This is a genomic window from Flavobacterium pallidum, from assembly GCF_003097535.1.
Taxonomy (GTDB): Bacteria; Bacteroidota; Bacteroidia; order Flavobacteriales; family Flavobacteriaceae; genus Flavobacterium; species Flavobacterium pallidum.
Genome location: NZ_CP029187.1, coordinates 3,391,931 through 3,416,550, shown reverse-complemented (window position 1 = coordinate 3,416,550; position 24,620 = coordinate 3,391,931). Strand labels below are relative to the sequence as shown.

18 protein-coding genes are annotated in these 24,620 nt (G+C 43.2%); 12 read left to right on the top strand and 6 right to left on the bottom strand.

The annotated features are described in order from the left end of the window. From HYN49_RS14505 to HYN49_RS14495, 3 genes are read right to left on the bottom strand one after another with little or no spacing between them, the layout of a single operon-like run. Entirely contained in the window at positions 1–1,536 is a 1,536-nt protein-coding gene (locus HYN49_RS14505; protein WP_108904789.1) for a hypothetical protein, read from the bottom strand. Further along, positions 1,533–2,915, bottom strand: coding sequence for a hypothetical protein (locus HYN49_RS14500; RefSeq protein WP_108904788.1), 1,383 nt, complete (start codon positions 2,913–2,915; stop codon positions 1,533–1,535). Before HYN49_RS14500 ends, HYN49_RS14505 begins: the two co-directional genes overlap by 4 nt. After that, a complete protein-coding gene (locus HYN49_RS14495; RefSeq protein ID WP_108904787.1) occupies positions 2,906–4,036 on the bottom strand; it encodes a glycosyltransferase in 1,131 nt (376 codons plus the stop codon). The genes HYN49_RS14500 and HYN49_RS14495 overlap by 10 nt, the downstream gene beginning before the upstream one ends. Positions 4,037–4,072: 36 nt before the next feature. On the opposite strand from HYN49_RS14495, the gene HYN49_RS14490 reads away from it, so the two are divergent. After that, positions 4,073–5,158 (top strand): glycosyltransferase, encoded by a 1,086-nt coding sequence (locus tag HYN49_RS14490; RefSeq protein ID WP_108904786.1) that lies wholly within the window; start codon positions 4,073–4,075, stop codon positions 5,156–5,158. Next, positions 5,134–5,565, top strand: a complete 432-nt coding sequence (locus HYN49_RS14485) for a sugar 3,4-ketoisomerase (protein WP_108904785.1) — start codon at positions 5,134–5,136, stop codon at positions 5,563–5,565. Before HYN49_RS14490 ends, HYN49_RS14485 begins: the two co-directional genes overlap by 25 nt. Here the strand turns inward: HYN49_RS14485 and HYN49_RS14480 are convergent. Further along, positions 5,548–6,474 (bottom strand): glycosyltransferase family 2 protein, encoded by a 927-nt coding sequence (locus HYN49_RS14480; RefSeq protein ID WP_108904784.1) that lies wholly within the window; start codon positions 6,472–6,474, stop codon positions 5,548–5,550. The two genes, HYN49_RS14485 and HYN49_RS14480, sit on opposite strands and share 18 nt — an antisense overlap. Positions 6,475–6,531: 57 nt before the next feature. Here HYN49_RS14480 and HYN49_RS14475 point away from each other — a divergent pair, with 57 nt between their 5' ends. Next, a complete protein-coding gene (locus HYN49_RS14475; protein WP_146185124.1) occupies positions 6,532–7,665 on the top strand; it encodes a glycosyltransferase family 4 protein in 1,134 nt (377 codons plus the stop codon). Continuing rightward, on the top strand, positions 7,662–8,480 hold the full coding sequence (locus tag HYN49_RS14470) for a 2OG-Fe(II) oxygenase (RefSeq protein ID WP_108904782.1): 819 nt from the start codon (positions 7,662–7,664) through the stop codon (positions 8,478–8,480). Before HYN49_RS14475 ends, HYN49_RS14470 begins: the two co-directional genes overlap by 4 nt. Here the strand turns inward: HYN49_RS14470 and HYN49_RS14465 are convergent. Both HYN49_RS14465 and HYN49_RS14460 read right to left on the bottom strand, forming a co-directional pair. Then, positions 8,443–8,853, bottom strand: coding sequence for a glycosyltransferase family 2 protein (locus HYN49_RS14465; RefSeq protein ID WP_317045845.1), 411 nt, complete (start codon positions 8,851–8,853; stop codon positions 8,443–8,445). The genes HYN49_RS14470 and HYN49_RS14465 overlap by 38 nt on opposite strands. 8 nt (positions 8,854–8,861) lie before the next feature. After that, the gene (locus HYN49_RS14460) at positions 8,862–9,545 is read right to left on the bottom strand and encodes a cell division ATP-binding protein FtsE (RefSeq protein WP_108904781.1); all 684 of its coding nucleotides are present in this window, start codon (positions 9,543–9,545) and stop codon (positions 8,862–8,864) included. A gap of 246 nt (positions 9,546–9,791) precedes the next feature. Here HYN49_RS14460 and HYN49_RS14455 point away from each other — a divergent pair, with 246 nt between their 5' ends. The 8 genes from HYN49_RS14455 (at position 9,792) to secDF (ending at position 24,228) form a co-directional block, all read left to right on the top strand. Next, positions 9,792–12,818, top strand: a complete 3,027-nt coding sequence (locus tag HYN49_RS14455) for a tetratricopeptide repeat protein (protein WP_108905094.1) — start codon at positions 9,792–9,794, stop codon at positions 12,816–12,818. Positions 12,819–12,902: 84 nt separating this feature from the next. After that, positions 12,903–14,639, top strand: a complete 1,737-nt coding sequence (locus tag HYN49_RS14450; protein WP_108904780.1) for a TonB-dependent receptor — start codon at positions 12,903–12,905, stop codon at positions 14,637–14,639. 46 nt (positions 14,640–14,685) lie between these two features. Continuing rightward, positions 14,686–15,135 carry a hypothetical protein gene (locus HYN49_RS14445; RefSeq protein WP_108905093.1) on the top strand — a complete coding sequence of 150 codons (450 nt, stop codon included), beginning with the start codon at positions 14,686–14,688 and terminating at the stop codon, positions 15,133–15,135. 177 nt (positions 15,136–15,312) lie between these two features. Beyond that, positions 15,313–16,929, top strand: coding sequence for an asparagine synthase B (asnB, locus tag HYN49_RS14440; protein WP_108904779.1), 1,617 nt, complete (start codon positions 15,313–15,315; stop codon positions 16,927–16,929). Between the two features lie 215 nt (positions 16,930–17,144). Continuing rightward, a complete protein-coding gene (gene gyrB, locus HYN49_RS14435; protein WP_108904778.1) occupies positions 17,145–19,085 on the top strand; it encodes a DNA topoisomerase (ATP-hydrolyzing) subunit B in 1,941 nt (646 codons plus the stop codon). Next, a complete protein-coding gene (locus tag HYN49_RS14430) occupies positions 19,048–20,091 on the top strand; it encodes a DUF6588 family protein (protein WP_245892211.1) in 1,044 nt (347 codons plus the stop codon). Before gyrB ends, HYN49_RS14430 begins: the two co-directional genes overlap by 38 nt. 14 nt (positions 20,092–20,105) lie before the next feature. Beyond that, complete coding sequence (locus tag HYN49_RS14425) at positions 20,106–21,041, top strand: malate dehydrogenase (RefSeq protein ID WP_108904776.1); 936 nt, start codon at positions 20,106–20,108, stop codon at positions 21,039–21,041. A 226-nt stretch (positions 21,042–21,267) separates the two neighbouring features. Continuing rightward, positions 21,268–24,228 (top strand): protein translocase subunit SecDF, encoded by a 2,961-nt coding sequence (gene secDF, locus HYN49_RS14420; protein ID WP_108904775.1) that lies wholly within the window; start codon positions 21,268–21,270, stop codon positions 24,226–24,228. Positions 24,229–24,620: the final 392 nt, after the last annotated feature.

Here is a 24,620-nt window from a genome sequence, read left to right as displayed (position 1 = left end):
TTAGTCCTTTCGGTATACTCTAATCTGTAAGTTGGCCGCATCAAGGTTTTCCCTTGCCCGTATATTGTATCCTTCAAATTGGTATGCCTTAAAATGCAGGCAGCTTGGATTCTCCGAAAGCAGTTTATAATGGTTCGGATTTTCATACTTCCTGTAGTCATGAAGGTCTGTAAAAGGATAAAACCCACTGATGTTTACGAATACCAATTCCGGTGCGTGGTCCCTCGGCATTTTCTTTTTCACAATACTGAAATTGGGCATAAAGGAATGGCTTTTGTTGTATTCCAAAACCATTTCCGTTTTCTGAAAGCGGTATTTGTTGTAAAATTCCCAGGCGATATCTTTGGGGTAAAAACAATTCTTATAGTCGTATATCTTAAAACTGAATGACACCGATAGCATAAGGCTTAAGACAAAAACCACTGCCGTACGGTAAGCCTTGAGCCGGAAATGCCGGACTGAAGCATTAATCGCAAATACGCAGAAGAGCACCAGGAATGGAAAAAACTGTTTGAGCAGGCGTGCATACCAAACCACTTTATGCAAATAATATCCGGCAGCGGAATACACCAAAAACAATAGGAGCAATACCAAAAAGACAAGGCAAATAGGCTCCGCAGGCATTTTTTTAATATTCCGAAAAAATAGCAACAGGAAAATCCCAAGTCCGGTCAATAAGAAAATGCCGTTGATTCCTTCTGCTTCCACAAGGTATTTGAACAGGAACGAGAAACATTCGGAAAACGAACCCTGTAGAATGGTTCCTGAGAGCATTAACGAATTTTCGATAAACGAGGTGCCGCCGATTTGCGCCAGCGCTTCAAAAATCAACAGGCAAATCACACTCCCTGAGACAAAAAAAAGTCCCTGTGGGATTCCGGAAAACCACTTTCCTTCGAGCGCTTCCCGAATTACGAAAAACATCGGGAGCGCTAAAAACAGCAACACATATCCGGGATAGCATAAATATCCGAAGAATGCCACGAATCCGAAAAAAAGCATTCTCCGGTTTGTGATACCTTTTGCGGAAAGGATGTTATAAAATACATAATAGAGGATCAGGAGGCTTGCATCGTATGGGTCGGCGTGTCGCAATGAAATATAGGAAACCACGAGCGTTGCAAACACCAGCACACTGAACAGGCTTAAGAATTTTTCCCTCAGCAAATGCAGCGACACTTTGTAATGCAAGAGCAACAGCAAACCATAAATGACAAAATTATAAGCAAATACGGGCCACGAATTGGCAGTTTCATATACTTCGAGCCCGAACAATTCTGCATTTAGATATTGTAGAACAGTAGGAATGATTTTTACAACGGCATCACCGGGACGTCCTTTGGTGGAAAATAAGAATTCCAGCGCCGAATGAAAATCGGAATGTGCAAGGCTTTTCAGGATTTGCCCGGCCGCGCGATACCTGTCTTCATCGGGGAAGGCAAGGAACCCTTTGTTGATCAGGATCAACTTCACTGCTGAAACCAAAACGATCAGCAGCAGCATCAAACGGCTCTTATCCGGGAGGCGATAGATCATCGGCGGCTGATTTTATAAATGTTGTAATAAAATGTGCTTTGAAATACAGTTTTTTTCAGCGACATATCCAGGTCTTTTCGGACAAATGCATAATCATAACCCGATAAAGTGTCCACGCTGACCGCGAATGGCTTGCAATACATAATGTTATAATTCCTGTACCCTTCAGTGATTAAATGAAATTCAAGATTGGCATTGAGGATCACACCGTCTAAAAAATAATTTTTATTGCCTATGACTTTAGGGATGATTTTATCGGCAGTGATATTTATCGCGAGGTCCTTTTCTTCAAATTGATAGACTTCATGGTTGAAATTGACCAAAAGCCCGGTTTGAATCACGATTAAAACAGGAAGCAATACCTTTTGTTGCAATTGCCCGATGTGATTTTTATAAGGAAGCAACGCAATCAAAACCAAAACCGCACTATAGTAATTGAATACGCGCACATAAGGAACCAAATGATGGATCGGTAAGATAATCGCCGGCATCACCAGCATAACGAAGGCAAAAGTCATGTCGCTCCGGTCTCGTTTTTTCCATAATTTATAACATGAAAAACCGATAAGCACCGCAAACAACCCCCAGTGGATTCCGGAAATTTGCCGAAAAATATCGAGGTAATAGCCCGGCATCGATTTGGCCGCCTGGTAAAAACCCATCGCCCACTGGTGTGAGGCCTTCGTTAACGAGCCGATCCCGTCATGCAGCATCACAGGAAGGTAAAGCAGGAAAGTACAACACGTTACACTACAGCCTGACAGGAGTTGCATCAGCGTCATTTTCCTTATTGAAATCAGTATGAAAGCATTGAGGATGATAAATGCATAAAGGAATGTCGGGACTGTATACAATCCGAGTACGCAGAAAATACTGAAAAAAATCCAGTTTTTCCGGATGTGGATGTTTTTTAGTATGTCAAAAGCTGCGTAAAGCGCACTAATGAAAAACAAATTATACAACGCATAACCCCGCGACATATAACTGTAATATACATTCATGAAAAGCATGGATGAAATGGCCACTACCGCGAAAGCCATCTTAACATTGAAATGTTTCCGGACCATCCTGAACAGCACAATCATTGATAAGAAATTGACGATAATGCTTGAAATGCGAAGCTTGAACAATACCGGCAGCCACGGGATATACTTTGTAACATTAGTAATCACCGAATGCAGGATATGGTTGTTTGGCGCCGGATAATGCGTCACGGAAGTTATGAAACCTTTATTTGTAAAATGGATGAAAGTCCACGCCTCATCATACGAAACCGGCAATATGATGCCGTAATATACCGAAGCCAGCAGCGGGATGATGCAAACAACCAGGCCATAATCGATGAGGTGTCCGTATTTTTGCGGACCCTTTATTGCCATGCCCTGGCGTATTGGTTTGCAATATCAATATGATCGTGATTTGCCTTAATAAATGCCGAAGCACGCTTTCCGATGGCTTTGATTTCATCCGGATTTTCAATCAGGAAGGCCAGTTGCGAAACGATATAATCGGTATCAGGCAGGGCGTTTATGGCTACTTTTTCCGTAAGGTTGTAAAAAGTTTCAAATATTTTTTCAGCACCGGTAAATACCACTTTACCTTTCGCCATAGCTTCCAGCGCGTTATACCCCTGATCCATGGAATAGGCCTGGTCCAAAATGATGTGCGCGCGATGGTAAGCAGTGATATAATCTTTGTAAGGCAGGCTGCGCGTGACAATAATTTCAATCCTGTCGTGGTATTTCTTTTCAATTTCAACCAAAGCCTTTTCAAAGAAATCAATGCCTTTCTGGAAATAGTTCTGATGGTTGATGCCTAAGAAAATGACGATTTTACCTCTGGGATTTTCAGTGTTTTGCTTCAATTTTTCAAGGTTGACAGGATTTGGGATGATGCCAAGATATTTCGGATTTGCTTCCAATGGCACATGGTAATCCAGGTCTGAAGCAATCACGCCCGAAATATTATCGTAAACATACTCGTGAAGTTTCTGGTATTCTTCCTCGCGGAATTTCAAGACAGGCTGAAAATCTTTCTTTTTGATTTTTCCCGCAAGATAAGGTTGCACCACCGATTTAAATCCGGGGTTTTTAAAGCAATACGTTACATTCGCATAATCTGCGCCGCAGGAAAGCAGGAACACCTTCTTATTATTCCTGAAAATATGTTCCAGGATTTTCCGCTCATAATGATACCCGCAGTAAAAACTGTTTTCGTTGATAAGCTGTACCGCGTCATAGCCCGAAAAGAAGGTACGGTTCTTATAAAAATGCCTGTAAATCAAATAGGAACTCATGTCGAATCCAGTGATTTTATGGATTAAAACCTTCACTTTCTTCAAAAAACCACGGTCCCATTTCTTTTCGAATTTCAAATCCATCGGATAATCCTTGAAGCCGTCGCCGAAACCCGCAAGCTGCACCCGGTGCCCGTTTTGCATCAATCCTTCTTTCAGGGAGTTGTGCAGGCGGCTGTATTCTCCTATGAGTAAGATGTTCATATATTAGTATATTTGGCAAATATATGAAAGTAACCCATGAATCGGATTAAAGTACTCATCGTAACGTCATCACTTGGTGCAGGCGGTGCAGAACGTTCCGCGGCATTGCTTTCCATCCTGCTTTCAGATGCCGGTTATGGAGTGCATATCGTCAGCGTACTCGATGATATCCAATATGATTATAAGGGCGAATTACTCAATCTTGGGGCATTAAAAAATGCTGATGATTCGGCTTTCGGAAGGCTGAAACGATTATTGGTGTTGAGAAAATATCTTAAAAAACACAATTTCGACTGGATCATCGACAACCGTACGCGTACCGTTTCCTGGTCGGAATGGATCATATCGAAATGGATTTATCCTGCAAAAAAAGCGATTTATGTCGTCAGGAATTTCAGGGTTGATTTTTATTTCCCGTCCCATAAATTTATTGCCAAAAGGATTTACCGCGAATCACCTTATATCGTCGCTGTTTCTAAGGAAGCGGCGGAGCAGGTCCGGAAAACATACGGCTACCAGAATGTCATCACGATTTATAACCCGGCGGCGAATGAAAAGATTATTGAAATGGCACATCAAAACCCGGTTCCTGGTAATTTTATTTTGTCTTATGGCCGCCTGCATGATGAAAGTAAAAATTTGTCTTTGCTGATTGAAGCCTACGCCAAATCAGGCCTCCCACGGAAAAACATATTGCTTTATATCCTCGGCGATGGCGATGATCTGGACAAGCTGAAACATAAAACGGAGGACTTTCATTTATCGGATAAAATAATTTTTGTGCCTAAACAAAGCAATCCGTTTCCTTATGTAAAGTCGGCCTTGTTTACCGTCCTGAGTAGCCGTTATGAAGGTTTTCCAAGGGTTGTGATTGAATCACTTGCCATCGGTACGCCGGTAGTTTCTGTCGATTGCAGTTCCGGGCCAAAGGAAATCATACAAAATGGCATCAACGGGTTACTGGTTGAAAATGATAATCCTGAAGCACTTGCGGATGCGATGGACCGCCTTGCGGATGACCATAATTTATACCATATTTGTAAAACCAATGCCCAGCAAAGTATTGCCCATCTATCGCCTGAAAATATCTTAAAAGAATGGAACAGCATCCTGAAAAAATAAACACCACCATTAACGACGCCCGATTGATTGACATTCCCATCATGCATGATGTGCGCGGGAACCTGTCGGTGGTGGAAGGCGACACGATCCCTTTTAAGATGAACCGCATTTATTACCTGTACGATGTTCCGGGCGGCGAAGAAAGGGGAGGACATGCCCATATTGAAAACCAGGCAGTTGTGATAGCGCTCAGCGGCAGTTTTGATGTGGTGTTGAAGGATGGCAGGGATGAAAAATCGATCATGCTCAACAAACCCAGCCAGGGTTTGCTGGTTCCAACAGGAATCTGGCGCGAAATCAGGAATTTCTCTTCCGGATCGGTTTGCCTGGTGATTGCTTCGGATTTATTTTCTGAAGACGATTACATCAGGGAATATGAAGATTTCCTGTCATTTAAAAACCGATGACCCCAAGCCTTTATCGGCCAGATACACCTGCAGCAGGATCAGTTTTTTTAATAAAAATCCGGGAAGCGACAGTAAAATGCGCTTTTTTAAAGGCAGTCCGTTGCGGTCAATATCATCTGCAAAAGATTTAAATTCCATCATATCGCCTTTGAGTTTCGATTTAATGGCAAGCGAATAACGGTTAAGGTCAAGGAATTTTTTGAGTCCGGAATGGCTTTTTTCTGCAGCAGCGAAATCTTCAAAATGGAGCTTTTCAGTAATATATTTCGATTCTTTGGAAAGGCTGCCAGCATCAAAGACGTAGCGCGCAAGTATCTTCCAGCAAAAGATTACGGGATATAGCAACCCGATACGGATCCATAAATCGGTATCCTGTACGCTTTTTAATTTCGGATCGAACCGACCCGCTTTTTCAAAGACACTTTTATGGAATACCGCGCAGGAAGTCCAAATGACACATTCCTTTGAGCTCGCCTCAAAAAAATCCACCTCAATGCACTCGGTCGTTTTCGGGATGGTATACTGTGCGGGAAACGTATTCAGGGCTGTTTCAATTTCTATAGCAGCTGAAAAAACGCGGTGTCCCGGAAAGGCGCTGATGTTGTTTTTCATTGTTGCCAGGAAATCCGGATACCAGTAATCATCGGCATCCAGGAACGAAATATAGTCTGCCTGCGCGATATCAATCCCGAAATTCCTCGCCACAGAAACGCCCTCATTGGTTTTTGAGAAATACCGGATCCTGGAATCAGTAAAGGCCTGTGCTTTTTCAGCGCTCTGATCGATTGAGCCGTCATTTACGATAATCAATTCAAAATCCGTAAAAGTTTGCTTCAAAACACTTTTAATCGTGTCTTCAATGAAACTTTCCTTGTTGTAAAGCGGAATGATGACTGAAAAAAATGGCATACGGTTATTTTGCCCAAATATAATCAAATCGCTTTTGCTTGCCTAAAAATGCTATTTTTGTACGACGCTATGCAGGAAAAAAGCCTTCACATCATTAGTATGGACCATCCCTTTCCACCGGATTTCGGCGGTGTGATCGATGTTTTTTTTAAGATCAGGGCGTTGCATAAGCTGGGGTATAAAATATACCTGCATGCTTACGCAGAAAAGATCCCTGAATCCTGCCCTGAGCTTGAGGCCATTACGGGGCATGTTTTTTATTATCGGTTCTCTTCAAATCCATTGCTGTTCTTTTCCAGGATGCCTTTTTCAGTGGCTTCGAGGAATGATGCGGCACTGTATAAAAACCTGAAAAGCGTCGAGGCGCCCATCCTTTTTGAAAGCCTGAAGACCACTTATCTTGTGAAAAAGGGAAAGCTGGATGGCTTTACCAAGATTTTACGCCTGCACAACATAGAACAGGATTATTTCAAAGGCATTTCCAAAACCGAAAAGTCCATTTTGAAGAAAATCGCGTTTTGGTTTGAATACAGGAAATACAAAATGTATGAGCAAACGATCAGTTCGTTTGATAAAGTTTTAGCGTTATCCATTTTTGAAGAACAATACATCACCGAAAAATTTGGCAATGCCTCTTATGTGCCGGTTTTTCATGGAAATGACACGGTAAGGGATTTAAGCGGAAAAGGGACATTTGCATTGTACCACGGCGATTTAAACACTGCGGACAACCGGGAATCGGTACGTTTCTTAGCAAATGTTTTTAAAGATATTCCTGATTTTAAACTGGTGATTGCTTCCGGTTCGGGAGAAGATTATGTGAATAAGATTATTGCCGGCCAAAGCAACGCCGAATATGTCAGGCTAAAGGATTTTCCCCATTTGAAATCTTTGATGGCCGATGCCCACATCAATATCTGTTGGTCTTTTCAACAATCGGGAACAAAACTGAAAGCCGTCAATGCACTCTTTAACGGAAGATTTTGCATCATCAACGACAATATTACAGATGATCCGAACGTTAGTAGCCTTTGCATTACCACCAACAACAAAGAGCAACTTATTGAAACCGTGAATCTCCTTAAGGATCAGCCTTTTGAAGATTTTGAGCGTCGGGAATACCTCCTGAAGAGCTGCCTTGATGATGGCGCTAATGCGTTATTAATTGATAAAATCCTGCGGAATCAATGACAAGGGAAGCTATAGCCGATCTCATTTTACAAAAAATCCAGTCCCATAAGCCAGCACTTCAGTCGCAGTTTTTGGCTTCCGGCAAATCCATCGGTTATTTTTTTATTGATGATTTGCTTCCGGAGCAATTGGCGCTCCAGATCAATGCCGTTTTCCCGAAAGCTTCGGAAATGACGCTTAAGAAAAGCCTGCGCGAAGACAAATATGTAGCGGCACAAATGAACCTTTACCATCCGTTGCTCGAAGAAATCATTTATGCTTTCCAGGATGAAAGGATTGTAAAACTTGTGGGCGAAATCTGCAATATCGACGATATTTTGCCAGATGAGAACCTTTATGCAGGCGGCCTTTCGATGATGGGGCACAAACAATTCCTGAATCCGCATCTTGACAATTCCCATGATAAGGACCGCGAACGCTGGCGTGTACTCAACCTTTTATATTATGTAACCCCGGACTGGCAGGAAAGCTATGGCGGGAACCTGGAATTATGGCCGGGCGGACTCAAAAACAAACCTGTGACAATCCATAGTAAATTCAACCGGCTGGCCGTCATGGCGACGCACAACAATTCGCTGCATTCCGTATCACCGGTGGTGTATGAAGGGTACAGGTGTTGCGTTTCGAATTATTATTTTTCCAAATCGCCGTTATTAGCCACCGATACTTTTCATGTGACCTCTTTCCGCGGCAGGCCTGAAAACAGGCTTTCTGACGCCGTATTGCAGATCGATACCTGGGCCAGGATGCTTGTCCGGAAAATATTCAGAAAAGGGATTAAGGAAAATCCGCATGTGTACAAGAAACCGGAATAGTGTCAGAATCCGTAGCGGAAAATGCAGTAAATCGCGCGGAATCCATCCTTCCAGTTGATTTTCTTGCCTTCGTCATAAGTCCTCCGTAATAGGAAATCCCCTCTTCATAAATCCTTATTTTACGGATCCTGGAAATCTTTGCAGTGACTTCGGGCTCAAACCCGAAACGCTTTTCTTTCAGTGTAAGGGATTGTAGAATTTTGGTGTCAAAAAGCCTTATAACAGTTTTCCATATATTTGTTGAACAATCATTGACAATGATGATCTCTTTCGAAATATTGTTGGGCAGGGCAGCATTCCTGACCTTATCCAAAATCAGATGTATGGTATTTCCTTCGTTATAAACCGGAATGATGATGGATAATTTGTTCATGCCGGACATTAAACCGTTTTCTGCACCACTTCAAACATAGTGCCATTTTCGCATTTGAGTGTTTTTGAAGGGAATTTCATCAGCAGGGCATAATCGTGCGTCGCCATAATCACCGTTTTTCCGTTACCGTTGATTTTTCGCAATACTTCAAGCACTTCCACGCTGGTTTGCGGGTCAAGGTTCCCGGTGGGTTCATCGGCCAGGATCAGTTCCGGGTCGTTTAACAGTGCGCGTGCTATGGCGACACGTTGCTGCTCACCGCCAGATAATTGGTGCGGCATTTTATGGCCAAGCTTTTTCATGTCTACTTTTTCGAGGACTTCGTCAATCTTGTCCTGCATTTCCCTGGCATCCTTCCAGCCTGTTGCCTTGAGTACGAAAAGCATGTTGTCATTGATGCTGCGGTCCGGAAGCAATTTGAAATCCTGGAACACAATCCCGATTTTACGCCTCAGAAACGGAATCTGGGATTCCTTCATTTTCATCAGGTCATATTCCACCACGTGGCCTTCACCTTCTTCAATCGGAAGATCGGCGTACAGCGTTTTCACCAGGCTGCTCTTTCCTGTGCCGGATTTCCCGATGATGTAAATGAATTCCCCTTCTTTGACTTCAAGATTGACATCAGAAAGGATCAGGTTCTTTTCCTGGTAAATGTTAACGTTTTTGAGCGATACGACGGCCTGTGACATGTTTCCGGTTTTGTTAGTTGGTAAAAGTAGTAAGATAACGGTGGGTTTCAAAATTTTTTTGAGTATTCAGTAGGCAGTGGCAGTTAGCAGTATTTCACGCCACAAACTGCCCACTGCCGCTGCCTACTGAATACTCTTAAAGTATTCCCAAAATCCCAACAGTTGACAACTCTGTTAATACTAAATCCCGATTTTAGCCCGTTATCCAGACGAGGAATGATATATTTGAATTTTAAACCAGAAAAAATGCACAGATTCCGAAAGCTATTCTTATTGCCCGTATTGGCACTGTCAGCCACCATTTCCGCCCAAAAATCCGCTGTTTACACCAATGACCTTAAGGAATTCAACCGAGCGGTCGAACTCTACAAAGACAAGCAGTACCAATCGGCACAGATTATTTTCGAAAAAGTAAAAGACGAAGTTTCTGCGCAGGCCACCGCACAGGAAGTTGAAGCCGATTGTGCCTATTATATCGCCAATTGCGCCATCAGGCTCAACCAGGCCGGAGCCGACGGGTTGATGGAAGATTTCGTCAATGATTATCCTACGAGCAGCAAGCAGAACCAGGCCTATATCGAAGTGGCCGAATATTATTTCGAGCAGGGGCAATATCCCGATGCGCTGGAATGGTTTGATAAAGTAGATGAAAGCCAGTTGAGCCCGGATGATACAGAGAAATTCAATTTCCAGAAAGGGTACAGTTATTTCACTGCAAAAAATAAGAAAGAGGCCACCAAATATTTCAATACCGTTGCCAACTCCAAAGAATATGGCTCGCAGGCCAAATACTACCTTGGTTTTATGGCCTACGAATCCGACGATTATAAAGAAGCGACGAAACAATTCGACCAGGTTGGCGATGAGCCAAAATACAAAGAGAAAATGTCATATTTCCAGGCAGATATGAATTTCAAGCTTGGCAATTTCCAGAAAGCCATCGACGACGGGAATACTGCGATGGCAAAATCAACGGCACAGGAAAAGTCCGAGCTCAACAAGATCATCGGTGAAAGTTATTTTAACTTAAAACAATATGACAAGGCCATTCCATACCTGAAAGAGTATAAAGGCAAAAAAGGCAAATGGAACAATACCGACTATTACCTTTTAGGCTATTCCTATTACCAGCAGAAAGATTTCGAGAATGCGATTGCCCAATTCAATAAAATCATCGACGGGAATGATTTCGTAGCCCAGAATGCGTATTATCATTTAGGGGAAAGCTACCTGAAGACCGACCGCAGACAACAGGCGCTGAATGCTTTCAAGAATGCTTCCGAAATGGATTTCGATTTGAAGATCCAGGAAGATGCATTTCTTAATTATGCCAAACTGAGCTATGATATCGGAAATTCCTACCAGCCGGTCCCCGATGTATTGTCGGCATTCCTTGAAAAATATCCTTCCAATCCAAATAAGCCTGAGATTGAGACGCTTTTGATCAATTCATTCATCACTTCTAAAAACTACAAAGGCGCGCTCGCTTTGCTCGAAAAAAATAAAAGTTTTGCAAATAAACAGGCGTACCAGAAAGTGACTTTTTACCGTGGGCTTGAATTGTACACCGACGGCAGCTACCAGGAAGCCTTAGCGATGTTCAAAAAATCGCTTGGGGAACCACGTGATGCAAGATTTACTGCCCGTGCTACCTTCTGGAAAGGAGAAACTGAATATGTGCTGGATAATTTCTCTGAATCATTATTAAGCTTCAAGCAATTCATCGGTTTCGCTGAAGCGAAAAGCACTCCGGAAAATAAAAACATCAATTATAATCTGGGTTATGCTTATTTCAAACTAAAGGAATATGAGCAGGCAGCCACTTATTTCGATGCTTACGTTAAAGCTGCAAAAGACGATAAGACCAGGCTCAATGACGCTTACCTGCGACTGGGCGACAGTTATTTCGTTTCCACAAAATACTGGCCAGCGATGGATGCTTACAATAAAGCCATTGAAATGAAAGGTGTTGATGCCGATTATGCCGCATTCCAGAAAGCCATCAGTTACGGGTTCGTAGGCAGGAATGAAAAGAAAATAGAGGACCTGAACAAGTTCATTCCGGCTTTCCCAAAGTCCCAGTACCGTGATGATGCACTGTATGAGCTGGCAAACACTTACGTAGCCGAAAAGAAAGCCGATGAGGCGATCAAGACATACGATAAACTCGTTTCTGAAGCCAAAAACGGCATTTACGCCCCGAAATCAGTACTGAAACAAGGTTTGATATATTATAACGCTGATAAAGATCAATTGGCTTTGACCAAATTCAAAAAAGTTGCCGCTGATTACCCCAACACGCCCGAAGCGCTTGAAGCTGTGGCTACAGCAAGATTGATATATGTAGATAACGGCCAGGTCGAAGAATATGCGACTTGGGTGAAAACACTGTCGTTTGTCGAAGTATCGGATGCTGAATTGGATAATGACACTTACGAAGCCGCGGAGAAACAGTATTTGCAGAACAATTCAAAACAGGCCATTTCAGGCTTCAACGGCTATATCGCCAAATTCCCTAACGGAATCCATGCGCTGAAAGCCAATTTCTACCTGGCCCAATTGTATTATGCAGACGGATTGGAAGAAAATGCCACGCCGAAATATGAATTTGTTGCTGCTGCAGCAAAGAACGAATATACGGAACAGGCTTTGGTCAGGCTCTCGCAAGTATACCTCAAAGCGAAAAATTATGACAAAGCTATCCCGAAACTGCAACGCCTGGAATCAGAAGCGGATTACCCGCAAAACGTCACGTTCGCGCAGGCCAACCTGATGAAATCGTTTTATGAAAAAGAAGATTATGCCTCAGCGGTAACATCGGCCGAGAAAGTGCTGGCAAATCCAAAAACAGACGATAAAGTACGCAGCGATGCACAGATTATAGTGGCGCGTTCCGCCATCAAATCGAACGATGAGGCAAAGGCAAGGACGGCTTACGCAAAACTGCTTACAATGGCGAAAGGGGAAGTGGCCGCTGAAGCACTTTATTATGATGCCTATTTCAAAAATAAGGACGGCAAATTCGAAGCATCGAATGCGGCTGTCCAGAAACTGACAAAAGATTATTCCGGTTACAAATATTTTGGTGCCAAAGGGTTGGTGGTCATGGCCAAAAACTTCTACGGACTGAAAGATTCTTTCCAGGCCACTTATATACTGGACAGCGTCATTAAGAATTTCAACGATTTCCAGGATGTGATGGATGAGGCAAAAAAAGAAAAGGATGCTATTCAGGCTGAAGAATCCAAGACCAATTCATCGATTCAGAAATAAGTCAAAAGTCAAAAGATAAAAGCCAATAGTCAAGACCGGGGCGCAGCCGGATTGTAGGGAGCGCAGCGAAATAAAACAAGAATTATGAAAATCAATTTCCAATATACAGCACTTATTTTTTTATTATCCCTGTCGCAATTTGCATTGGCACAAAAGCAGGATGAAGACTTAGGCAATGAAGTGGTGAATGTCGTAAAGCCTTACACCCCGACCATTTCTGATGCCTTTAAAGTAAAGGAAACCCCTACGCTTGAAGATGAAGACAATACCAAAAAGGAGGATATCGAATACAATATTTTCTCGTTTCCGGTAGCGTCCACTTTTACGCCTTCAAAAGGCCGTGCGGCAGCTGTCGATAAGACCGAGCAGGAACGCCTGTTTAAAAATTATGTGACATTGGCCATTGGAAATTATGGCAACGCCAATGCAGAATTATTCGTTACCGAAAACGTAGGCGAAACCGGATATGTAGGAGGCATGTTGCGCCATTTCTCGTCGCAGGGCGGCATCAATGACCTGATGCTGGAGGACAAATTTTCGAATACCGCTCTGGATCTTACCTATGGGGTGAAACAAAGCAATCTTTCCTGGACTGCGGATTTAGGGTACCAGCACCAAATTTACAATTGGTATGGGATTCGTGAAGATTATTTTGGGCAAGATCCCGCTTTATATGATGGTGTCGATGCAAAACATACGTACCATAACTTTTACCTGGGTTCGAAACTTCGTTTTAATGACAGCTTCTTTAAGGAAGCGAGCGTGAAGTTTGATCGTTTCTGGGATTCGTTTGATTCTGCGGAAAACCGTTTTTATGTAAAACCGTCGTTTGACTTCAATATTTCAGACACCAAAATCAAAACTGATTTCATTGTAGATTATGTAGGCGGGGAGTTTAAGGATAATTATTTCGGTACAGGCGCATTACGTTATGGTTATACCAATTTCGGTGTGCATCCAAGTTTTGTGATCAACCGCGATGCCTGGACCGTAAATCTCGGCGCTGCTGCATTTTTCAGCCTTGATACTGAAAACAGCGATAATAAGTTCTTCCTGTACCCGCAGGTGAATGCCTCGCTCAAAGTAGTCGGTGACCTGATGGTTTTCTATGCCGGTGCTGAAGGCGGGCTGGACCAGAATACCTATCGCGATGTCACAAACCAGAATCCGTTCGTATCGCCGACATTAGCTATAGCGCCTACAGACAGGCAGTATGAGATTTTCGCCGGCTTGAAAGGGAAATTGTCAAGCACCGTGAGTTATAACCTCAGGGGATCTTACACCAGCGAAAAAAATAAGGCGCTGTTTAAGAACAATGTGTTTCCGGATGCAAACGAAATTTTAAGTGATTTGGAACCTTACCAACTCGGGAATTCGTTCCAGCTGGCTTATGATGACGTAAAGACAATCAGTTTTTACGGAGAACTGAAAGCCGATTTTTCAAAGAATGTCGCTTTCGGTGTCAATGCGACTTTTAACAGCTACACCACCGATATCGAAGAAGAAGCATGGAATTTACCTGCTTTAAAACTGGCTACGACGCTCGATGTGAATATTACCCCGAAATGGTATGCCGGCGCTTCCCTGTTTTTTGTAGGCGAAAGAAAAGACCTGCTGCAGTATAGCGGTTTCTCTGAAGATGTTGCGACGCTGGACAGCTATATCGATGCCAATGCGCATGTTGGTTTCAAATGCAACGAACGCTGGACCGCATTCCTGAAAGTCAATAACATCGCAAACCAGAAATACGAAAAATGGCTGGGCTATCCGGTACAGCAATTGCAGGTGATGCTTGGTGCGAATTATAAGTTTGATTTTTAAGAAAAGTGACCGAGTTCCTTAGTGCGAAGCGCCTGAGTTCTACATGATAACCCCTAAAGAAAAAATCCATACGCATTATTGCCAATTGGTGCAGGACAAGATTGATGCATTCCGCGATATGATTTCGGCATTGACCGAAGATTCGAAGAATGATGCCAAAGGCTCGGCCGGAGATAAGCACGAAACGGCCTTGTCGATGATGCATATCGAGCAGGAAAAACTCAATTATAAACTGGCTGAGTTTTTGGCGCAGAAGGCGGTTCTGGATAAGATCGATTTTTCAATTCCACATTCCAAAGTCGCATTAGGCAGCCTGGTGGGCACCAATCACATGCTTTTATACGTTTGTGCCGCTTTGCCAAAAGTTACAATTGATGGGAAGCCGGTATTCGCTATTTCGCCACAATCGCCTTTGGGCAGTCAGTTGATGGGAAATGAAGCCGGATTTTCATTTGAAATCAATGGAACGCCGTACGTGATTGAAAAAGTACAATAGTCAGATTACAGATTTTAACCTTATTAACAATTATCAATTGGATTTGCTTTTGATATTTGTTTTAATTCCTCTTTATACTTTCATTTTTAAATGTAAAATAATCTTTTGCTTTTAAAAGTATAACCTAAAATCCATCTTTGCCTTATCAAAATAAATAACCGATAACAAAGCAGGATTATGTGTGGGATTTTAGCCATTATAGGAAAAGGAAAAGACAAGGAATTAGTGAAAGCACTTTCAAAACGGATGTCGCACCGCGGACCGGATGAAAGCGACATGCATGTCACTGAAAATGGCCACATCCTCTCGCACGAACGTTTATCGATCATCGACCTGCATTCAGGGAAGCAACCGATCAAAGGCACCAAAACAGCCTATATGGTCCACAATGGGGAAATTTACAACCACCAGGAATTGCGCGACGGCATTTTAAAGCACCATACGTTCCGTACCAAATCGGATTCAGAAGTGATTGTGCACCTTTATGAAGAATTCGGATATGATTTCCTGGACAAACTCGACGGTGATTTCGCTTTTGTCGTTATCGACGGTGACGATTTTATTGCAGGCCGCGATCCATTGGGTGTAAAGCCGCTGTATTACGGACTGGACGAAAGGGGGCGGGTTTATTTTTCTTCAGAAATGAAACCGATTGCCGACCAATGCAAAACATTTTCCACCTTCCCTCCTGGACATTTTTATACCCCGAAAACCGGTTTCGTCAAATATTACAGGCCGGAGTACGAAGATTATAAAACAGCCGTACAACCACTCGATTTGTCCCAAATCAGAGAAAGCTTAACTGAAGCGACAAGAAAAAGGCTGATGAGCGATGTGCCGATCGGTGTCTTGCTTTCAGGAGGATTGGATTCCTCACTCACTTCTTCCATCGCTGCAAGATTGCTGAAAGAAAAAGGAAAAGCGCTGCATTCCTTTTCCATCGGATTGGATTCAGCTGCACCGGACGCAGTTGCAGCAAGGAAAGTTGCCGATTTTTTAGGGACGAAACACCACGAAATCCATTTTACCGTCGAACAGGGAATTGAAATCCTGGACAAATTGATATGGCATCTGGAAACCTATGATGTGACTTCCGTAAGGGCCAGCACGCCGATGTATTTCCTTGCCAAAGCCATCACGGAACAAGGTATAAAAGTCGTGCTTTCCGGTGAAGGTGCCGATGAGGTTTTCGGGGGCTATCTGTATTTCAGGAATGCGCCCTCAACCGAAGATTTCCAGAAAGAAACCATCGAACGCGTACAAAAACTTTTTACGGCCGATTTATTAAGGGCCGACAAATCCACGATGGCGCACGGACTCGAAGCACGCGTCCCATTTTTAGACAAAGCGTTCCTGGACGTGGCAATGACTATAGCATCAGAAGAAAAACAGCCGAAGACGTATGATGGCGTTGAGAAATATATTTTGCGTAAAGCATTCGATACACCCGAGCAGCCTTACCTTCCGGCAGAAGTATTGTGGAGGCAGAAGGAACAATTTTCAGACGGTGTCGGATACAACTGGATTGACCAGTTAATTGAATATGCATCATCACATGTCACCGATGAGCAATTGGAAAGGGCAGGGGAGTTGTTCCCTTATAATACCCCAACCACCAAGGAAGCCTATTATTACAGGACGATTTTCCATAAGCATTACCCGCAGATGAGTGCTGCGCAGACGGTTAGGAAATGGATCCCGAAATGGCAGGAAAACCAGGATCCGAGCGGCAGGGCGAATGCAGCCCATGTGAAAGCGGATACCGAAATTTCCAAAACAGGAATCGTAGTTTAGTTAGGTTGTTAGATAGTTTGTTTGTAAGAAGCACCGATATTTCCGGTGCTTTTTTTATTCCAAAAGCGAAGTTTTTTAAATCATTGAAAATATCGAAATTTTCGACAATGAAATGTTGATAACTTCACGCTTTAAACAAGCCTTTTTAAGGCAAAATTTCGCTCATTTCCATATATTTGTCCGTTAAACAAAAAATCTCAGGATACAATTAAAATATGAGCGACGAAAACAAGAAGAATAATTACTCGGCAGACAGTATTCAGGCATTAGAAGGAATGGAGCATGTAAGGATGCGTCCGTCCATGTATATAGGGGATGTAGGCGTACGCGGACTCCACCACTTGGTTTATGAAGTTGTTGATAACTCGATTGATGAGGCGATGGGAGGCCATTGTGATACCATTGGAGTTGCAATCAATGAAGATGGTTCTGTAACCGTTGAGGATAACGGTCGTGGAATCCCGGTCGACATGCATAAAAAAGAAGGCGTTTCCGCATTGGAGGTGGTTATGACCAAGATTGGTGCCGGAGGTAAATTCGACAAGGATTCCTATAAAGTTTCAGGAGGTCTTCACGGTGTTGGTGTTTCTGTAGTAAATGCCCTTTCAGTACATATGAAATCGACAGTTTTCCGTGAAGGAAAAATATATGAGCAGGAATACGAGCGTGGAAAAGCCATGTATCCTGTTAAACAGATCGGCGAAACCACAAAACGTGGTACCATGCAGACGTTTTATCCTGATGATACGATTTTTACCCAAACCACAGAGTTTTCATATGACACGCTTTCCGCACGTATGCGTGAGCTGTCTTTCTTAAATAAAGGCATTACGATCACTTTTACCGATAAAAGGGAAGTCGATGAAAACGGAAAATTCAAAGTTGAGGTTTTTCATTCCGATGAAGGTTTGAAAGAATATATCCGTTACCTTGATGGAAACCGTGAGCCGATCATTTCCCATGTCATCAGCATGGATAATGAAAAAGGCGAAATTCCTGTTGAAGTAGCGCTGATTTACAATACCAGTTATACCGAGAATATTTTCTCCTACGTAAACAACATCAACACCCACGAAGGCGGGACGCACCTTCAGGGTTTCCGCAGCGGATTGACGCGTACGCTAAAGAAATATGCCGATGCTTCCGGGCTTTTGGATAAATTGAAATTTGAGATTTCAGGTGATGACTTCCGTGAAGGATTGACAGCGATTATTTCTGTGAAAGTAGCCGAGCCGCAGTTTGAAGGGCAGACCAAAACCAAACTGGGGAACAGGGAAGTGGTTTCTCCAGTAAGCCAGGCTGTTGGGGAAATGCTTGAAAATTACCTTGAAGAAAATCCAAACGATGCACGTATTATCATCCAAAAAGTGATCCTTGCGGCGCAGGCGCGCCACGCTGCAAAGAAAGCGCGTGAAATGGTACAGCGCAAGACCGTTATGGGTGGCGGTGGATTGCCAGGGAAATTGTCAGATTGTTCTGAGCAGGATCCGGCAAAATGCGAAGTGTACCTTGTCGAGGGAGATTCGGCGGGTGGTACAGCCAAGCAGGGGCGCGACCGTAACTTCCAGGCAATTTTACCTTTAAGAGGTAAGATCCTGAATGTGGAAAAAGCGATGCACCACAAGGTTTTCGAGAACGAGGAGATACGGAATATCTTTACGGCATTAGGCGTAACTGTCGGTACTGCTGAAGACAGCAAGGCTTTAAATATCGAAAAACTGCGCTACCACAAAGTAATTATCATGTGTGATGCCGATGTCGATGGCAGCCACATCTCTACCTTAATATTGACGTTCTTCTTCCGTTTCATGCGTGAACTGATTGAAGAAGGACACGTTTACATCGCAGCTCCGCCATTGTACCTTGTCAAAAAAGGAAACAAGAAAGAATATGCATGGAATGACACGCAACGCGACCAGGCCAATGAACGTATGGGAGGCAGCGCCGGTATCCAGCGTTATAAAGGTCTTGGTGAAATGAACGCGGAGCAATTGTGGGAAACCACTATGGATCCGAATTTCCGTACATTACGTCAAGTCACTATCGACAGCCTTGCTGAAGCCGATCAGGTATTTTCCATGCTGATGGGTGACGAAGTGCCGCCAAGAAGGGAATTTATTGAAAAGAACGCCGTTTACGCCAACATTGATGCGTAAATCGCTGTTGGTAAAAGGCGGATTCATCGCTGTCGTTTTTTCTTCATTCACGGCCAATGCCCAGGATGTAGAAACGATTCAGGAAGTCAATAGCCTGATTGATGATGCCATTTTCTTTACCGATAAATATATTACACCGGCTACGGATGCTGCCGTATATCAGGCGGCATCAGGCTGGATGAATACTCCTAGGAAAAGCAATCTCTGGGATTTTACACTTGGAGTCCATGTCAACACTTTTCTTGTCCCAAAATCAGACCGGCAATTCAGGTTGTCAAACAGCGATTTTTCTTTTTTTAACATTGATGGTACAGATTCGGCTATGACGCCATCTGCGCTGGGCAGCGATGAATTCGTTACGCTCACCGGAATGCTGAATAACGCCCCGGTGGTTGTTAAATCACCTGAAGGAGTGAATCGCGAAACCATTATATACCCTTATATACAAGGTTCTTTAGGATTGTGGAAAGGCACTGAGATTATAGCGAAATATTCCCCGGAAATCAACCTGAAACATGTGAATTATCAGGTATACGGTGTGGGTTTGAAGCACAACTTAAGCCAGTATTTCAAGTATTTGGAATCAAAAAAAATCAGTATTGCAGCCTTAGCGGCTTATTCAAAAGAAGATATTACCGTAGAGTTCCTTGATGTGCAGACCAGTTACGGAAACCTGGGATTTACTTCGCTGAACAGTCTGATAGATACATGGCATTTCCAGTTAAGCGCGGCCAAAGAATTTAAGAAGCTCGAGCTTTCTGCAGCCATTATTATGAATAACAGTGATTTCGAATATGAAATACAGGGAGAGAAAGGCAGCATTGAGGAAATCATCCCGTTGCATGACATCGTCAACGAAAGGCTTACAGTAATTGATAAGATCAAATATAATTATATAGGAGAAGTTGCGGCGCGGTATCAATTTAGCCGTTTTTATCTGCAAACCTCGATTGCTTTCGGTAAATTTGTGAACTCGAATATTTCTTTACAATATAAATTTAAATAATAAATACAATTCATATGAAAGTGACAATTGTTGGCGCCGGAAACGTAGGCGCATCCTGTGCAGACGCAATTTCTTACCGTGGCATCGCTTCAGAAGTGGTCTTACTCGACATCAAGGAAGGTTTTGCCGAAGGTAAGGCGATGGATATCATGCAATGTGCAACCAACACCGGTTTCAATACCCAGTTGAGCGGTGTTACCAATGATTATTCGAAAACGGCCAACAGCGATGTCGTGGTGATCACTTCCGGGATTCCGAGGAAGCCTGGAATGACACGTGAGGAGTTGATCGGTATCAATGCCGGAATCGTAAAATCAGTAGCCGAAAACGTGTTGGCGCATTCCCCAAACGCGATTATCGTTGTGGTGTCAAACCCAATGGATACTATGACGTATCTTACATTGAAAGCGACCGGTTTGCCTAAGAACCGCATCATCGGTATGGGCGGTGCACTGGACAGCTCGCGCTTCAGGTACTACCTTTCAAAAGCATTAAATACACCGGCTAACGATATTTCGGCGATGGTTATCGGAGGGCATGGTGATACTACGATGATCCCTTTGACAAGATTGGCTTCTTATAACGGTATCCCGGTTTCAGAATTCCTTTCAAAAGAACAGCTGGAAAAAGTAGCTGCTGATACGATGGTAGGCGGCGCTACATTGACAGGCCTTTTGGGTACATCTGCCTGGTATGCGCCAGGTGCTTCCGTGGCGTATCTTGTGGACAGCATATTGAACAACCAACGCAAAATGATTGCGTGTTCGGTACTGCTGGAAGGGGAATACGGACAAAGCGATATCTGTATGGGTGTTCCCTGCATCATCGGTAAAAACGGCATCGAGGAAATCCTCTCCATCAGCCTGAACGACGAAGAAAAAGCATTGTTTGCAAAAAGTTCAGATGCGGTGAGGAATATGAATGCCGACCTGAAATCTGTTTTAGCATAAACGTTTTAATAGTTTAAGAAAGAAGGCTGCAATCTTGCAGTCTTTTTTTTGAGATTTATTGATAAAATTAATTGGTTAATCATAAGGTTAATTATATATTTGCTCGGTTTTAAAAATTGGGTAAAATCAACAATTTCATCTTTTTCTTAAAGCAATCTTAGAAATAAAAATATTTTAACAGATAACACCAAAATTAGAGAACAAAAATTAATTAATTTCAGTAATAATGCAGAATAGAGGACTCGTTAAATTTTTTGCAATCATATTTGCATTGGTAAGTATTTACCAACTTTCTTTCACATTTGTGGCAGACAGTGTTGAATCCAAGGCAAAAGAGTATGCTAAAGGTGATTCACAGAAAGAACTTAGATACCTGGATTCCATCGGGAAAGAAAAAGTTTTTTTATTTTACACCTACAATGATGTAAAAGGCAAGAAAATCAACAAAGGCCTTGATTTGGAAGGCGGAATGAACATCCAGCTCCAGATTTCTGTCAAGGACATCCTGAAAGGATTGTCAAACTACTCCAAAAATCCTGTTTTCAACAAGTCTCTTGATGACGCTACGAAAAACCAGGCGGGTAACCAGACGTACATCGATGCGTTCTTCGAGGCTTTCGCTGCAAATTCTAACGGGACCATCAAACTGGCTTCTCCTGATATTTTCGCAAACAGGAACCTTGAAGGCAAAGACGGGATCAACTTCGAAATGACCAATAAGGAAGCTGAAAAAGTAATCCGTAAGAAAGTAAGTGAATCTGTAGACAGTGCCTTTGACGTATTGAGGAAGCGTATCGATCAATTCGGTGTAACACAGCCAAACATCCAGAAACTGGGTGAGTCAGGAAGGATTCTTATCGAGCTTCCGGGTGCAAAAGACCAGGACCGTATCAAGAAACTGGTTGCCGGTACTGCACAATTGGAGTTCTGGGAAACCTATAAAGCTGACGAAGTGGGCGGTTACCTTAACGCGGTCAATGAAACGCTGAAGAAAACCGAAACCAAAACGGCTACCGCTGTAGATACTACAAAAGCAAAAGACGATGTCTCTAAATTGCTAGCAGATAATAAAGATACCGTTAAAGCAGACCAGTCAAGAGGGCCACTTTTTGACAAGATGAGGCCAACGCCTTCACCGATGCTTGGTAATGTAGAGAAAAAAGATACGGCTGCCGTAAATGCTTACCTGAAAAGGAACGACATGAAAGCTTTGTTGCCTGCCAACTTGCGTTTCGTGAAATTCGTTTGGGGCAAGCCCGTGACTGAGGTCAATGAAAAGACCAAAAAAGAAGAAGAAACTTTCGCATTATATGCCTTAAAAGGCAACAGGGAGGACGTTGCCCCAATGAGTGGTGGTGTAATCACTGACGCACAGGATACCTTTGACCAATACGGGCGTCCGTCTGTAAATATGCAGATGAACCTTACAGGAGCAAGGATCTGGGAAGTGATGACCGGGACCGCTTCAACACAAAAGAGCAACATCGCAATCGTACTTGACGATATCGTATATTCTGCCCCGGGTGTAAGTAACGGTGCTATCGCAGGTGGCCGATCTGAAATAACAGGTAGCTTTGACGTTACGGAAACAAAGGATTTAGCGAACGTGTTAAGGGCTGGTAAATTACCTGCTTCTGCTGAAATCATCCAGTCTGAAATCGTAGGGCCATCCTTAGGACAGGAAGCGATTGATCACGGTATCAATTCTTCTATCGTAGGTTTGTTGCTGGTGTCATTGTGGATGATCGTATATTATGGTAAAGCGGGTTGGTATGCCAACATCGCATTGGCGGTAAACTTATTATTCCTTTTCGGTGTAATGGTAAGCTTTGGATTTGTACTGACACTTCCTGGTATTGCCGGTATCGTTTTGACCATGGGTACTGCCGTGGATGCGAACATCATTATCTATGAAAGGGCAAAAGAAGAACTGCGCGCCGGAAAGCCACTCGAAGAAGCCATCAGGGCCTCTTTCGGATGGAAAGGCGCAATGCGTTCGATTATCGATGCCAACGTAACCCACATCCTTACCGGTATCGTACTTGTAGTATTCGGTACAGGACCAATTAAAGGTTTCGCAATCACCTTATTGATCGGTATCATTACCTCTCTATTTACTTCCATCTTCATTACAAGGATTTTGCTTGACTGGAGTACGGCCAGGAAGAACAACCTGACTTTCGTTACGAATATGTCTAAAAAATGGTTCACCAACTTCCACTTTGATTTCCTTGGAATCAAGAAATGGACTTACATTTTCTCTGCAACGGTAGTGATCGTAAGTGTGGCTTCTTTGGCAACCAATGGCGTGAACTACGGTACGGACTTCCTTGGCGGAAGGACTTTCCAGGTGCGTTTCGAAAAAGCGGTCCCAGCTGAAGAAATTGCAGACGAATTGAAAGTGATTTTCGGAAGTGCTGAAGCAAAAGTCTTCGGTAATCCCTCACAATTGAAGATTACGACCAAATACAAGATCGAGCAACACGGCACTGAGGTAGACCAGGAGGTTAACCAAAAGTTATTCGAAGGATTGAAGAAGCATTACGGTGCCGACATGACTTACGATAAATTCACCAACCCATACGACGGTAAAACATTAGGGGTAGTACAATCCTCTAAAGTAGGTCCAACCGTGGCTGCCGATATCAAGACCAATGCTTACTGGGCGGTTCTTGGCGCGATGGCTATCGTATTCCTTTACCTGATGATCTCGTTCAGGAAATGGCAGTACAGCCTTGGTGCGATCGCTGCGGTAGCGCATGACGTAATCTTCGTATTGGGTATCTACTCTTTACTTTGGAAATACCTGCCATGGGGCATGGAAATCGACCAGCACTTCATCGCTGCAATCCTGACGGTTATCGGGTACTCGATGAACGATACCGTAATCGTATTCGACAGGGTAAGGGAATTCCTGGGCGGTAAAACCAAAGGAACTTTCAATGAGATCGTAAACAAATCGATCAACACCACCATGTCAAGGACTATCAACACCTCGTTGACGATGATTATGGTATTGGCAATCATGTTCATATTCGGTGGTGATTCCATCCGTGGGTTCGTCTTCGCGATGCTTGTGGGTATCGTGGTAGGGACTTACTCGTCGCTGTTCATCGCAACGCCTGTATTGTGTGATACCATCTCTAAGGCAGAACACGACAGGATTGAAGCAGAGCACAACGCTTAAATTTTAGACTTTTTTATATTGAAATGCCCTGGTGAAAGCCGGGGCATTTTTTTTGATCGTATTTTTTTTTATTCCGCTTCCGCAGAAAGGACTCCTGCAACTACATGTGTTTTTCCTTATACTACGATTTGTAATTCGAAGAATATAAAACATTTTGCAGAATCATGCCAAAGAGGATGCAAACGTCGGGAATCTACTCCTAACTGTTTTCTACAGCAAAATTAGCGTCTGATAGCGCTTGATGAAGTCTTCGGAGTGCTTGACAGACTCTTCTGAACGCTTGATGAAATCTTCGGACGGGTAGTTTGAGTCTGCGGACCACTTCGAAAAGTCTTCGGAAAAGCAATCTGAATCTACGGGCAACCTGATTAATACTCCGGATGTCTGATCCA